This window comes from Amycolatopsis sp. NPDC058278 (genome assembly GCF_042881395.1).
In the GTDB taxonomy this organism is placed as follows: domain Bacteria; phylum Actinomycetota; class Actinomycetes; order Mycobacteriales; family Pseudonocardiaceae; genus Amycolatopsis.
In genome coordinates, this window is sequence record NZ_JBHVXZ010000037.1 from 17452 (window position 1) to 29490 (window position 12039).

General features: G+C 72.4%; 15 protein-coding genes. 10 read left to right on the top strand and 5 right to left on the bottom strand.

Going from position 1 to position 12039, the window contains the following annotated elements:
* Positions 1 to 8: 8 nt before the first annotated feature.
* Both ACFVYA_RS20580 and ACFVYA_RS20585 read right to left on the bottom strand, forming a co-directional pair.
* Complete coding sequence (locus ACFVYA_RS20580) at positions 9 to 995, bottom strand: cytochrome d ubiquinol oxidase subunit II (protein ID WP_387047013.1); 987 nt, start codon at positions 993 to 995, stop codon at positions 9 to 11.
* Positions 996 to 998: 3 nt separating this feature from the next.
* The gene (locus ACFVYA_RS20585; protein WP_387047014.1) at positions 999 to 2159 is read right to left on the bottom strand and encodes a cytochrome ubiquinol oxidase subunit I; all 1161 of its coding nucleotides are present in this window, start codon (positions 2157 to 2159) and stop codon (positions 999 to 1001) included.
* Positions 2160 to 2219: 60 nt separating this feature from the next.
* Here ACFVYA_RS20585 and ACFVYA_RS20590 point away from each other — a divergent pair, with 60 nt between their 5' ends.
* From ACFVYA_RS20590 to ACFVYA_RS20610, 5 genes are read left to right on the top strand one after another with little or no spacing between them, the layout of a single operon-like run.
* The gene (locus tag ACFVYA_RS20590) at positions 2220 to 2537 is read left to right on the top strand and encodes a helix-turn-helix transcriptional regulator (protein WP_285988430.1); all 318 of its coding nucleotides are present in this window, start codon (positions 2220 to 2222) and stop codon (positions 2535 to 2537) included.
* Complete coding sequence (locus tag ACFVYA_RS20595) at positions 2534 to 3202, top strand: permease prefix domain 1-containing protein (RefSeq protein WP_387047017.1); 669 nt, start codon at positions 2534 to 2536, stop codon at positions 3200 to 3202. The genes ACFVYA_RS20590 and ACFVYA_RS20595 overlap by 4 nt, the downstream gene beginning before the upstream one ends.
* Positions 3199 to 3528 (top strand): DivIVA domain-containing protein, encoded by a 330-nt coding sequence (locus tag ACFVYA_RS20600; RefSeq protein WP_387047018.1) that lies wholly within the window; start codon positions 3199 to 3201, stop codon positions 3526 to 3528. Before ACFVYA_RS20595 ends, ACFVYA_RS20600 begins: the two co-directional genes overlap by 4 nt.
* Complete coding sequence (locus tag ACFVYA_RS20605; RefSeq protein ID WP_285988433.1) at positions 3525 to 3983, top strand: SRPBCC family protein; 459 nt, start codon at positions 3525 to 3527, stop codon at positions 3981 to 3983. Before ACFVYA_RS20600 ends, ACFVYA_RS20605 begins: the two co-directional genes overlap by 4 nt.
* A complete protein-coding gene (locus ACFVYA_RS20610; RefSeq protein WP_387047020.1) occupies positions 3976 to 4539 on the top strand; it encodes a DNA-3-methyladenine glycosylase I in 564 nt (187 codons plus the stop codon). The genes ACFVYA_RS20605 and ACFVYA_RS20610 overlap by 8 nt, the downstream gene beginning before the upstream one ends.
* 22 nt (positions 4540 to 4561) lie before the next feature.
* Here the strand turns inward: ACFVYA_RS20610 and ACFVYA_RS20615 are convergent, their stop codons facing one another.
* Entirely contained in the window at positions 4562 to 5356 is a 795-nt protein-coding gene (locus tag ACFVYA_RS20615; protein ID WP_387047022.1) for an enoyl-CoA hydratase-related protein, read from the bottom strand.
* Between the two features lie 199 nt (positions 5357 to 5555).
* Between ACFVYA_RS20615 and ACFVYA_RS20620 the strand changes: the two genes are divergently transcribed.
* Both ACFVYA_RS20620 and ACFVYA_RS20625 read left to right on the top strand, forming a co-directional pair.
* Positions 5556 to 5723 (top strand): DUF3117 domain-containing protein, encoded by a 168-nt coding sequence (locus ACFVYA_RS20620; RefSeq protein ID WP_013222969.1) that lies wholly within the window; start codon positions 5556 to 5558, stop codon positions 5721 to 5723.
* Positions 5724 to 5813: 90 nt separating this feature from the next.
* On the top strand, positions 5814 to 7265 hold the full coding sequence (locus ACFVYA_RS20625; protein ID WP_387047025.1) for a leucyl aminopeptidase family protein: 1452 nt from the start codon (positions 5814 to 5816) through the stop codon (positions 7263 to 7265).
* On the opposite strand, the gene ACFVYA_RS20630 is transcribed toward ACFVYA_RS20625, so the two are convergent.
* Positions 7190 to 8155 (bottom strand): LysR family transcriptional regulator, encoded by a 966-nt coding sequence (locus tag ACFVYA_RS20630; protein WP_387047026.1) that lies wholly within the window; start codon positions 8153 to 8155, stop codon positions 7190 to 7192. The genes ACFVYA_RS20625 and ACFVYA_RS20630 overlap by 76 nt on opposite strands.
* A 62-nt stretch (positions 8156 to 8217) precedes the next feature.
* On the opposite strand from ACFVYA_RS20630, the gene ACFVYA_RS20635 reads away from it, so the two are divergent.
* Positions 8218 to 9486 carry an MFS transporter gene (locus ACFVYA_RS20635; RefSeq protein ID WP_387047029.1) on the top strand — a complete coding sequence of 423 codons (1269 nt, stop codon included), beginning with the start codon at positions 8218 to 8220 and terminating at the stop codon, positions 9484 to 9486.
* On the opposite strand, the gene ACFVYA_RS20640 is transcribed toward ACFVYA_RS20635, so the two are convergent.
* A complete protein-coding gene (locus ACFVYA_RS20640; RefSeq protein WP_013222974.1) occupies positions 9479 to 10123 on the bottom strand; it encodes an O-methyltransferase in 645 nt (214 codons plus the stop codon). The genes ACFVYA_RS20635 and ACFVYA_RS20640 overlap by 8 nt on opposite strands.
* 191 nt (positions 10124 to 10314) lie before the next feature.
* Between ACFVYA_RS20640 and sigE the strand changes: the two genes are divergently transcribed.
* Both sigE and ACFVYA_RS20650 read left to right on the top strand, forming a co-directional pair.
* Positions 10315 to 10941 carry an RNA polymerase sigma factor SigE gene (gene sigE, locus ACFVYA_RS20645; protein WP_387047090.1) on the top strand — a complete coding sequence of 209 codons (627 nt, stop codon included), beginning with the start codon at positions 10315 to 10317 and terminating at the stop codon, positions 10939 to 10941.
* The gene (locus ACFVYA_RS20650; RefSeq protein ID WP_285988439.1) at positions 10938 to 11588 is read left to right on the top strand and encodes an anti-sigma factor; all 651 of its coding nucleotides are present in this window, start codon (positions 10938 to 10940) and stop codon (positions 11586 to 11588) included. Before sigE ends, ACFVYA_RS20650 begins: the two co-directional genes overlap by 4 nt.
* Positions 11589 to 12039 lie beyond the last annotated feature (451 nt).

Consider the following 12039-nt stretch of genomic DNA (forward strand, 5'->3'; position numbering starts at 1 on the left):
ACGTCTCCCTAGAAGTGCAGCAGCGAGCGCTGGTCGACGGGACGGCGGTGCGCACGCCAGGTCAGCCACTGCACCACCAGCAACACCAGCACCGAGGGAGGCGCGAACCAGGCCAGCACCGCGAACGTCTCCGGCGCCGTCGCCGCCTGGCCGACTGTCAGCGCGTACCCCGGCGCGGCCAGCACGGCCGGGAACCGCAGGGTCCCGGCGAGCAGCGCCGGACAGGCCGAAAGCACCATCGTCCCGACGAGCGCGACCCGGTACCGCCGCGCCGCCAGCCCGAGCCGGGCGACGGCGAAAGCCGCGAAAGCCAGCCCGGCGACGACCGCGCCGAACACCGGAACGCCGTCCAGCGCGAAGACACCCCACGCCGAGGCGACCACCAGGAACGCGAACACCGGTGCCGAGAACGCGCGGGCCAGGCGCACCGCGCGGCCGGCCAGCTCGGCCGGCCCCCGCACGGCCAGGAAAGCCGCGCCCTGCCAGCAGAACAGCGCGACGAACCCGAGCCCCCACAGCACCGCGTAGGGCGAGAACAACGCGAGCACGTCCCCCGAAGGCGAGCCGTCGGGCGACAGCGGCAGCCCGAGCACCAGGTTGCCGAGGAACAGGCCCCACGACAGCGCCGTCACCAGCGCGCCGCCGACGATGCCCGCCGTCCAGGCGCCGCGGCGCGCGTCCGGGCGGCGGCTGCGCAGCTGCATCGACGCGGTGAACGTCGTCAGGCCGAGCAGCAGCGTCACGACCAGGACGTACGCCCCGGCGAACACCTTGCCCTCCAGGTGCGGGAACGCGCCGAACAGCAGGCCGACGGCCGCCACCAGCCACACCTCGTTGGCCAGGAAGAACGGCCCGAGCGCGCCGAGCGTCTGCCGTCGCCGCCGCTCGCCGGACTCGAAGCAGGGAAGGAGCATGCCGACGCCGTAGTCGTACCCCGCGAGCGCGAAGTACCCGCACGTCAGCAGGCCCAGCACACACCACCAGAAGGTCGCCATCGGTCAGACTCCGCTCAGGACGGGCAGTTCGGCGGGCGCTTCGGCCGGCTCCGGGCCGCGCTTGGCGACCCGCGCCATGAGCACCCAGTCGGCCACCGCGAGCGCGGCGAACAGCAGTGAGAAAGCGATGAAGGAGAACAGGATCTGGCCGGCGGGGACGTCCGCGATCGCGTCGGCGGTCCGCAGCTTCCCCCAGACCAGCCACGGCTGGCGGCCGAGTTCGCGCACCAGCCAGCCCATGATCGCCGCGGCGAACGGCAGCGGGATCGCCGCGACCATCAGGTAGTGCAGGAAGCGCGCCTTCGTGATCCAGTTCCGGATCAGCAGCAACGTGCCCAACAGCGCACCCAGGAACATGACGAACCCGAGCATGATCATCAGGCCGAGCGGCAGGCCGACACCGCCGGTCTTCAGCTTCTCCGGCTGGTACATCGCGAGCTCACCGAACTGCGCGAAGCCCTGGTTGACGACGAAGATCGAGCCGACGAGCGCCGCGACGACGCCGAGCCGCATCGACCGGCGAAAGAACTCGACCTCGGTGGTGCGCTTCAGGAAGTGCCACGCGCTGACGCCCACGACGAAGAAGCCGCCGGTCACGATCGCGGCGCCCACGACGTGCGGCAGCGACGCGACCAGTGCCGGGTTGGTGAACAGCGCGCCGAAGTCGTCGAGGCGCAGCGTGCCGTTCTCGACGCGGCTGCCGACCGGGTTCTGCAGGAACGAATTGGCCAGCATGATGAACAGCGCCGACGCGTACGCGGTCAGCGTGACCAGCCACAGCAGCGTCAGGTGCAGCCACTTGTTCATGCGCCCGAAGCCGAAGATCCACAGGCCGAGGAAGGTCGACTCGAGGAAGAACGCGACCAGCGTCTCGATGGCCAGCGGTGCGCCGAAGACGTCGCCGGCGAAGGCCGAGAGCCCGGTCCAGGTGAGCCCGAACTGGAACTCCATCACGATCCCGGTGACGATCCCGAGCGCGTAGTTGATCACGTAGAGGCGGCCCCAGAACCGCGTCATCCGCAGGAGCTCGGGCTTGCCGCCGAATGTCCAGCGCGTCTGCATCACGGCCACCAAGGTGACCAGCCCCAGGGTGAGCAGCACGAACAGGAAGTGGAACGAGGTCGTCGTCGCGAACTGGAGCCTCGCGACCGGGAGTGCGTTCATGTAGACAGGCTACACATAGTCTGCCTACATGTAGCCAGTCGACGTGTAGACTGCTTACCCATGAAGGCGGACACCCTGCGCGGGCACCTCGACGCGTTGCTGCTGGCCGTGCTCGACGGCCGGAAACTGCACGGCTACGCGATCATCGAGGCGCTCCAGCTGCGCAGCGACGGCGCGCTCGACCTGCCGACCGGCACCGTGTACCCGGCGCTGCGCCGGCTCGAGCGGGCCGGCTGGCTGGCCAGCGAGTGGGACGTCGTGTCCGGTCGCAAGCGGCGGACCTACCGGCTCACCCGCTCCGGCGAGCAGGCGCTGGCCGCCGAACGCACCGAGTGGCGGGAGTTCACGGCAGTCATCGGGGGAGTGCTGGGCGCATGATCGACGCATACCTGGGGGAGCTGGACCGCAGGCTGCACGGCTGCGGCCGGTTCAAGGCCGACCTTCTCGAGGAGGCCCGCGACGGGCTGCACGACGCCGCCGACGCCTACCGCGCGGGCGGCTGGAGCGACGAGGACGCGCAGCGCCGGGCGGTCGCCGACTTCGGCCCGGCGGCCGTCGTCGCCCGCGACTACCAGGCCGAGCTGGGCATGCTCAGCGGCGTCCGCACGCTGTGGAAACTCGTCATCGGCGTCCCGGCGATGCAGATCCTCTGGGATTACGCGCGGATCCTCACCTTCGGCGAGTGGACGAAACTTTCGACGCCCACGCCGGAGTGGTACAAGGTCGTCACGCACGCCGCCCACGGCGCGGTGTTCGTCGTGCCGGTGATCGGGGTGCTCGCGCTGCTCGGCATCCGCTGGCTGAGCCGGCGCATGGACGGCACCGGGCTCGCCCGGTTCTGCGGGATCCTCATCGCGCTGGCGGTCGGCGTCAACCTCGCCTCGGTCGGGCTGCTGATCTCGGCGACCGGGTTCGTCGACGTCTCGCGCCTGTTCCTGAGCGTCCCGTGCGCGCTGCTGATGGTCGCCTGGGTACTGCTTTCCGTCCGGCTCGTCGTGCTCGCGAGACGTTCCTGGGGTGGGTATGCCACGATCGTCGCGTGACGACCGCGCTGATCTACCTCGTAGTCATGCTGCTGGTGGCGGCCGTGGTGTTCCTGCTCGCCGCCGTCGTGTTCGGCCGGGGTGAGGAACTCGCCCCGCTGCCGCCGGGCAGCTCGCCCACGCGGCTGCCCGCCGAGGACATCACCGGCGAGGACCTGGCCGAAGTCCGCTTCCAGCTGGTGCTGCGCGGGTACAAGATGTCCGAAGTGGACTGGGTGATGCGGCGCCTCGGTGTCGAGCTCGACGAGCTGCGCGCCCGCGTCGCCGAGCTGGAGCAGCGCGAACGCGACCGGGAACGGGAGAGTTCGCCCGAGGCCTCCCCGTGACGGACCTGATCCTCTCGGTCGACGTCCGCGCCCCGGCGGGGACGACCTGGCTCGCGCTGACGGACTGGGCGCGCCAGGGCGAGTGGATGCTCGGCACCGAGGTCGAGGTGATCGAGGGCAACGGCCGGAGCGTCGGGTCGCGGCTGTCGGCGTTCACCGGCGTGGCCGGCCTCGGCTTCACCGACACCATGGAGATCACCAGCTGGGAGCCGCCGGTCCGGTGCGGCGTCCGGCACCTCGGCAGCATCGTGGCCGGCACCGGCGTGTTCCAGGTGGTGCCGAAGGGCGCGACGCGCTCGACGTTCGTCTGGGCCGAGCACCTGCGGCTGCCGTTCGGGCCGCTGGGCCGGCTCGGCTGGCCGGTCGTGCGGCCGGTGTTCGCGCTGGGGGTGCGCCAGTCGCTGCGGCGGTTCGCGCGGTTCGCGGAGAACTATTCGGTGGGCGGGGATGAGTGAGCTGATCGGCGCCGACGGCGTCTCGCGGTGCAGCTGGGGCAATTCGACCCCGGACTACGCCGACTACCACGACAAGGAGTGGGGCGTCCCGCTCCACGGGCAGGACGAGCTGTACGAGCGGCTGTGCCTCGAGTCGTTCCAGTCGGGGCTGTCGTGGATCACGATCCTGCGCAAGCGCGAAGGCTTCCGGAAGGCGTTCAAGCAGTTCAAGCCGGCGAAGGTGGCGAAGTTCGGCGACGCCGACGTAGAGCGGCTGATGCAGGACGCGTCGATCGTGCGGAACCGGGCGAAGATCCTGGCCGCCATCAAGAACGCGCAGGCGATCGCGGCTTTGGACGAGCCGCTGGACGACCTGCTGTGGTCGTTCGCGCCGGCGTCCCACCGGCGTCCGGAGACGATGGCCGACGTCCCGGCCATCACCGACGAGTCCAAGGCGATGGCGAAGGAGCTGAAGAAGCGCGGCTTCGTCTTCCTCGGCCCGACGACCTGCTACGCGCTGATGCAGGCCACCGGCATGGTCGACGACCACGTCCGCGGCTGCTTCCGGGCGGCCTGAGCCCGGAAGCAGCCCCGGTGCGCTACTTGCCCTGGAAGGCCGGCTTGCGCTTGCCGACGAAGGCCTCGACGGCCTCCGTGTGGTCGGCGGTCGCGCCGAGCGCCGACTGAGCGGCGTCCTCGGCGTCGAGCGCCTCTTCGAACGTCGACTGCGCGGCCAGGTTGAGCACGCCCTTGATCTTCGCGTAGGCCACGGTCGGGCCGGCCGCCAGCTTCGCCGCCACCTGCTGGGCGCGGGCGGCGAGTTCGGTGTCCGGCACGACCTCGCCGACCAGACCGAGCCGCAGCGCCTCGGCCGCGTCGACGGTCCGGGCCAGCAGCATCAGCTCGGCGGCGCGGCCGTAGCCGACCAGCCGCTGCAGCGTCCACGAGGCGCCCGAGTCCGGGCCGAGCCCGACGTTGGCGAAGGCCATCAGGAACGACGACGACTCGGCGGCGATCCGCAGGTCACTGGCGTAGGCGAAGGCGGCCCCGGCGCCGGCGGCGGTGCCGTTGACCGCCGCGATCACCGGCTTCGGCATCGCCACGATGGTCTTGACGATCGGGTTGTAATGCTCCTTCACAGTCTGTAGCGGGGCGGGGTCACCCGCTTGCAGCAGCCCCACGTGTTCCTTCAGGTCCTGCCCGGCGCAGAACGCCTTGCCCGATCCGGTCAGCACGACCGCGCGGACTCCCTTGTCGTCCGCCGCCTCGCGCAGCGCCGCGAGCAGTGCTTCCTTCAGCTCGACGGTCAGCGAGTTGTACGCCTGCGGCCGGTTGAGGGTGAGGGTGCGCACCCCGTCGGCGTCGGCGGTCAACAGGACGTCGGATGTGGTCACGTCTTCTCCTTGCGCGGAAAACTTCGGTCGGCCGAGAGTCTTTCACCTCGCGCGGGCCGCATACCAGCACCGATACGGCGGCAAAAGATCCCCTCCGCTGATGCGCCCGGCCGCTGATGAGGGACAATGGACAGCAGACCCGGCTGGCTTTCACGCGAGCGCGACCCGGGCGCGCCGGTTGAGACGGAGGGAGCACGCTATGGCGGCCATGAAGCCCCGGACCGGAGATGGTCCCCTCGAAGTGACTAAGGAGGGGCGGGGCCTCGTGATGCGCGTACCGCTCGAGGGTGGTGGGCGCCTCGTCGTCGAACTCTCCGCAGAAGAAGCGAAGGACCTCGGCGCCGCTTTGGCGGAGGTCACCGGCTGAGCCGACTCCCTCGATCCGTCCTTCCGTCGCACCCCGGTCTCCCTTCGGAGGCCGGGGTCGCGGTTCCTCTGCGCCCGAAGGTTGCTCACTGTGCGTAATCCGCTACCGCCCGTTCCGGCTACTCTGCTCGACATCGAGGTCGCGGGCGAACTCCGCCGCGGCGTCCCGACGGCCCGGCTGGTGGCCGCGGCCGACAACGATGACGTCGAGCCGTTGGAGATCGAGGGCGTCCGGATCACCGGCAAGTCCGGCGACGTGCAGACGGTGCCCGGCGACGGCCCCCGCTGGATCGCCGGACTCGGCGGTGGCGCGCCGAAGGAGTACCGCAAGACCGGCGCCGCGCTGGTCCGCGCGGTGAACGCGGCGCTGGCCGAGGACGTCGAACACGGCGGGAAGGCGTTCCGCGCGGTGCAGCTCGAGCTGCCCGAAGAGGCGTCCGGCGAGCACGTCACCGAGCTCGTGCTGGGGCTCCTGCTGGGCGGCTACCGGTACAAGGTGTCCGGCGACGACCCGAAGCCGTCCGTGCGGACGGTCCGGCTCGTGGGGGAGGACCCCGCGCTGCCTGCGCTGGTCGAGCGCGCTTCGGTGCTGGCCGCGGCGACGGCGCTGACCCGCGACCTCGCGAACACGCCGTCCAACGTGAAGACGCCCGCCTGGCTGGCGGACACGGCCGCGCGCGTGGCCGGCCCGCGTGTCGAGGTGACGGTGCGGGACGAGAAGTGGCTGGCGGCGGAAGGCTTCGGCGGCGTCCTGGCCGTCGGCGGCGGTTCCGCGCGGCCGCCGCGGCTGATCGAGCTGGCGTACAAGCCGTCGGGGGCCGCGCCGCACCTGCTCCTGGTCGGCAAGGGCATCACGTTCGACACCGGCGGCCTGTCGATCAAGCCGGCCGACGGGATGCACCTGATGCGCACGGACATGGCGGGCGGCGCTGCGGTGATCGCGGCGATCCGCGCCGTCGCGGCCCTGGGGCTGCCGGTCCGGGTGACGGCGCTGGTCCCGTGCGCGGAGAACCACGTGTCGGGATCGTCGTACCGGCCGGGCGACATCGTCCGGCACTACGGCGGCAAGACGACCGAGGTGGGCAACACGGACGCGGAGGGCCGGATGGTCCTGGCGGACGCGCTGGTCTACGGGATCCGCCGCTTCACCCCGGACTACGTGGTCGACGCGGCGACGCTGACGGGCGCCATGAAGGTCTCGCTGGGCCTGCGCACGGGCGGGTTGTTCGCGTCGGACGACTCGCTGGCCGCCGCGGTCGTCTCGGCCGGCTCGCGGGTGGGCGAGGCGTGGTGGCGGATGCCGCTGGTGGAGGACTACGCGGAGAACGTCCGCGGCGAGTTCGGCGACGTCCGCCAGACACCGGGCGGCCCGGGCGGCATCACGGCGGCGTTGTTCCTGCGGGAGTTCACGTCGGGCCTGCCGTGGGCGCACTTGGACATCGCCGGGCCGGCCCGGTCGGAGAAGAACTACGACGAAGTGGTCCCGGGGGCGACGGGGTTCGCGGCGCGGACGCTGGTGGAGCTGGCGGCGTCGCTGGGCTGACGGCTCGCGAGGACGTGCTCGCGGAAGCCGGTGACCGCCGGGGTCATCGGCTCGTCCGCCCGCCACGCCAGCCCGATCGTCCGGTACGGCGGTGGCGACAGCGGCACCTCCGCCACGCCCGCCGGGGTGCCCGGCCCGAACCGCGGCAGCAACGCCACCCCCAGCCCGGCCGCCACCAGGCCGCGGACGGTGTCCGACTCCTGGCCCTCGAACGCGATCCGCGGCGCGAAGCCCGCCGCCGCGCAGAGCTCGTCCGTCAGCGTCCGGACCCCGTACCCCGGCTCGAGCAGAACGAACTCCTCGTCCGCCAGCTCGGCCACCCGCACCGACGCCCGGCCGGCGAGCCGGTGCCCCGCCGGGACCGACAGCAGGATCTCCTCGTCCACCAGACCCGCGCAGGCCAGCGCCGGAACGTCGGGCAGCGGCGCCAGCAGCGCCAAGTCCAGCTCGCCGCCCGCCAGCCGGTCGACCATGTCCTGCCGCGAACCCTGCACCAGCGTGAACCGCACTCCCGGGTACCGCGCCCGGTGGCCGCGCAGCAGCGAAGGCACCAGCGACCGCCCGAGCAGGTGCAGGAAGCCCAGCACGACGTGGCCCGACTCCGGCGAGACCTCCTCGCGCGCCAGCCGGACGCCGGTGTCGAGCGCCGCCAGCCCGCGCTCGGCCGCCTCGGCCAGCAGTTCCGCCGCGCGCGTGAGCCGGATGCCCCGACCGTCCGGGACCGTCAGCGGGGCGCCCAGCGCGTCCGCCAGCGCCGCGAGCCGCCGGCTCACGGTCGGCTGCGGCACGCCCAGCAGTTCGGCCGCGCGTGTGACGTTCCTCGTCTCCCGGAGGGCGGCGAGCAACGGCAGGTGCGGCGCGACCTGCGCGGACAGCGAGTCATACGTCACCGCATCGATTCTGCCACCTTGGTGCATTGGACGTATTGGTTAGTCGTGCTTACTTTCAGGACGTGACTTCCACCCGCCGAGTCAAGACCGCCGTCGCCGCGGCCGGGATCTCCTCGTTCGCCCTGCTCTACGCGCCGCAGCCGGTGCTGCCGCAGCTGGCGGCGCAGTACCACCTCGACCCCGGCGGCGCGGCGCTCGCGGTCAGCGTCGCGACCGGCGCGCTCGCCATCGCGGTCCTGCCGATCGCGGCGCTGTCCGAAGTGGTCGGCCGCCGTCCGGTGATCCTGACGTCGGTCGTCGCTTCGGTGGTGTTCGGCCTGCTGCTGCCGCTGATGCCGACGTACCCGGCGCTGCTGGTCCTGCGCGCGCTGCAGGGCATCGCGATCGCCGGGTTCCCCGGGGTGGCGGCCGCTTACCTGGCCGAACGCCTCGGCCGGGCGGGCGTCGCGGCGGCGGTCGGCGCGATGATCGCCGGCAACACGGTCGGCGGCATGCTCGGCAGGCTGGCCAGCGGGTTCACCGCCGGCCCGCTCGGCTGGCGCGGTGCGCTGTTCGTCGTCGCGGGCATCGGGGCGGTGTGCTCGGCCGTCACCGTCGTGACGCTTCCGCCGGGCCCTCGCGCCGCCGGGGCCGCCCGGGTGCGCGACGTCACCCGAGGGCTGGTCACGGCGCTGAGCAAGCCGGTGCTGCTCGCCCAGTACACCGTCGCGCTGCTCGCGATGGGCTCGTTCGTCGCCCTCTACAACGCCGCGGGCTTCCGGCTGACCGGGCAGCCGCTGAACCTGTCGCCGGCGATCGCGTCGCTGGTCTTCCTCGCCTACGCGAGCGGCTCGGTGTCCTCGGCGGCGGCCGGGCGGCTGGTCGCACGGGTGGGCCGCCGCCGGGCCCTGGCCGGGGCGCTGCTGCTGACGGCGGCCGGCGCGGCGCTGACGCTGCCGGATTCGCTGCCGCTGGTCATCGCCGGGTTCCTGGTGCTGACCTGCGCGTTCTTCGCCGCGCACGCGGTGGCGAACGGCTGGGCGGCGGCGGACGCCCCGGAGGACGCCCGCGGCCAGGTGGGCGGCACGTACACGGCGACGTACTACCTGGGCAGCAGCGTGGGTGGCGCGGCCGGGGCGTGGGTGTACGGCCACGCGGGCTGGCCGTGGCTGATCGCGGTGGTGGCGGGGTGGCTGCTGCTCGCGGTGGCGGCGGTGGTGGCCGGGACCGGAGCGGCCCCCACCCTCCCCGGGGGGCGTCCCACGTCCAGTCTACCGGCGCCCACCGACGGAACCGTCGGCCGACGGCCGGTTGTCCACAGCTCGACGAGCCTGTGGACAAAGCTCAGGTAGCGGCCGCGACCAGCAGTCCGCCGCCCACCGGCAGCAGGGCCGGGACCAGGCGTTCGTCCTCCCGGAACGCCCGCGCGACCTCGCGCAGGGCCAAGGTCTCGGGGTCCCGGTGGGCCGGGTCGATCACCCGGCCGCCGGCGAGCACGTTGTGGAACGCGATGATCCCGCCGCGCCGCAGCAGCGACACGCCCAGCTCGTAGCAGCCGGGGTACTCGATGTGCGCGGAATCGACGAACACCAGGTCGTAGCCGCCGGGCGTGAGCCGCTGCAGCACGTCCAGCGCGCGCCCGATGATCAGGCGGGTGCGGCCCGGTGCGAAGCCGGCCTCCCGGAACGTCGCGCGCGCCGCGCGCTGGTACTCCGGCTCCACGTCGATCGAGGTCAGCACGCCGTCGGGGGCCATCCCGCGCAGCAGGCTGAGCCCGCTCACCCCCGCGCCGGTGCCGACCTCGACGACGGCCTTCGCACGCAGCGTCGCGGCCAGGAAACGCAACGTCGCTCCCGCACCCGCGCTGAGCGGGGTGCAGCCCAGGTCTTCGGCCCGTGCGCGCGCCGAAGACAGCACCTCGTCGTCGGGCAGGTACCCGTCGACGAACCCGGAATCGGCCGGTGCGGCCGCAGGGGTGGGCGTGTTCACGCACGGAGGTTAGCGTTGGTTGTCGATAAATCCGCGCAGGCTCCCTGGTAAGCACCCGGGAAGAAGTTCTCAGCCTGTTCTCAGTCCAGTCTCACTAGAACCATAAGGAACCCGGAGAGACTGAAATCCGGACGCCACGGGAACACCGTGACGAGGACCCGCGTTGGGTGGAGCAGACAGGAGAAACGCTGATGGAGGTGCCTGCTCCCGCGATGCAGAACGCCGTTGCCGACACCGGGGCCAAGCCCGTGACCTTGGACACGGTGTCCCTGAATGACGAGGCGTGGACGCCGCCGTCCTGGGACGAGGTCGTGCGCGAACACGGCGACCGCGTCTACCGGCTCGCCTACCGCCTGACCGGCAACACCCACGACGCCGAGGACCTCACGCAGGAGACCTTCATCCGGGTCTTCCGCTCGCTGGCGTCCTACAAGCCCGGCACGTTCGAGGGCTGGCTGCACCGGATCACCACCAACCTGTTCCTGGACATGGCCCGCCGCCGCTCGCGCGTGCGGATGGAAGGCCTGCCCGAGGACACCGACCGCATCGTGGGCGACGACCCGAGCCCCGAGCAGGTCTACTCGGACACGCACCTGGACCCGGACCTGCAGGCGGCGCTCGACGAGCTGCCCCCGGAGTTCCGCGCCGCCGTGGTGCTGTGTGACGTCGAAGGCCTGTCGTACGAGGAGATCGGCGCGACGCTGAACGTCAAGCTGGGCACGGTCCGCAGCCGCATCCACCGCGGGCGTCAGGCGCTGCGCGCCTCGCTCGAGCGTCGTCGCGCTCACGCACCGCAGTCTGCGAAGGTGACGGTATGACCGCACCGCGAGGCTGGGCACTCCCCGAGTCGCACCTGCTGCCGGACGTCGTGGTGGCGTTCGTCGACGGCGAGCTTTCCCACGGCGCACGCGACCGCGCGGCGTCGCACATCACCCGCTGCCCGGCGTGCGCGGCCGAGGTGCGCGCCCAGCGTCAGACGATGGAGGCGATCCGCCACGCGGGGGCGCCGTCGATGTCGGCGGGCTTCCTGGCGAGCCTCCAGTCGATCCCGCAGCACACGGACCTGCCGAGCACCCCGGACAACCTGGCGATCACGGCGGACGGCCAGCTGGTCGCGGTCCAGCGCCCCGACCGGGTCGCGGGCCTGCGCGATTCGGGCGTCCTGGGCGGTGTGGCGCCGTTGGGATCATCGGCCCCGCTGGGCCAGTCCCCGAACGTCCTCGGCGGCGGCCGCTTCAAGCGCCGCGCCGCGCAGGGGGCGGGCGTGGTGGTGTCGGGCCTGGTGCTGAGCGCGCTGGCCTTGGTGGGGACCTCGGCGGACGGCGACGGATCCCCGGAGACGGGCGGCGGAGCACCGCAGCCGGCGAACCTCCTGCCGGCCCAGATGGCGGTGCCTCAGCAACCGGCCCCCCTCTCGACCCCGGCGAGCACAACTCCCGTGGCGGTGCCGGCAGGCATCCGCTGAGTGAACTGTGAAGGCCGCTGCGAATCCCGTTCGCGGCGGCCTTCGGTATGTCCGGTCCTGTGCCGGTGGTGATGGCGCGCCCTGGCGTTGACGGCGGACTTGCGCAGTGCGGCGCACAGCCAGGCGCAGGGTGGGCGTGCTTGAGGACCTGAGTTCCGGCTCGCTCGGCTGGGGGCCCGGTTGAGCGAGCGGCAGGAAAGCGAGCTTTGGCTGCCTACTCCCGCCGACCGGTCCCAACGCAGCCTCGCGCCAGTGCGGCCCAGTGCGGCCTCGCGCCAGTGCAGTCTCGCTGCAAGGCGGCCTCGCTCCAGCCCAGCAACCCGGCCCCAGCGCAGTCCCGGCCCGGCAGGCCCGGCGCAGCCCCGCCCTCCCTGGGGGGCGTGCCCTTGTCCAGCCTATCGCCACCCTCGGACGAAAAGCCCCGTTCAAAGCCCCTCCAGGCCGTTTTGTC

Excerpts from the sequence above, each read along its gene's own strand:
- ACFVYA_RS20580 (WP_387047013.1), bottom strand. The coding sequence starts at position 995 with ATGGCGACCTTCTGGTGGTGTGTGCTGGGCCTGCTGACGTGCGGGTAC.
- ACFVYA_RS20585 (WP_387047014.1), bottom strand. The coding sequence starts at position 2,159 with ATGAACGCACTCCCGGTCGCGAGGCTCCAGTTCGCGACGACGACCTCG.
- ACFVYA_RS20590 (WP_285988430.1), top strand. The coding sequence starts at position 2,220 with ATGAAGGCGGACACCCTGCGCGGGCACCTCGACGCGTTGCTGCTGGCC.
- ACFVYA_RS20595 (WP_387047017.1), top strand. The coding sequence starts at position 2,534 with ATGATCGACGCATACCTGGGGGAGCTGGACCGCAGGCTGCACGGCTGC.
- ACFVYA_RS20610 (WP_387047020.1), top strand. The coding sequence starts at position 3,976 with ATGAGTGAGCTGATCGGCGCCGACGGCGTCTCGCGGTGCAGCTGGGGC.
- ACFVYA_RS20620 (WP_013222969.1), top strand. The coding sequence starts at position 5,556 with ATGGCGGCCATGAAGCCCCGGACCGGAGATGGTCCCCTCGAAGTGACT.
- sigE (WP_387047090.1), top strand. The coding sequence starts at position 10,315 with ATGGAGGTGCCTGCTCCCGCGATGCAGAACGCCGTTGCCGACACCGGG.
- ACFVYA_RS20650 (WP_285988439.1), top strand. The coding sequence starts at position 10,938 with ATGACCGCACCGCGAGGCTGGGCACTCCCCGAGTCGCACCTGCTGCCG.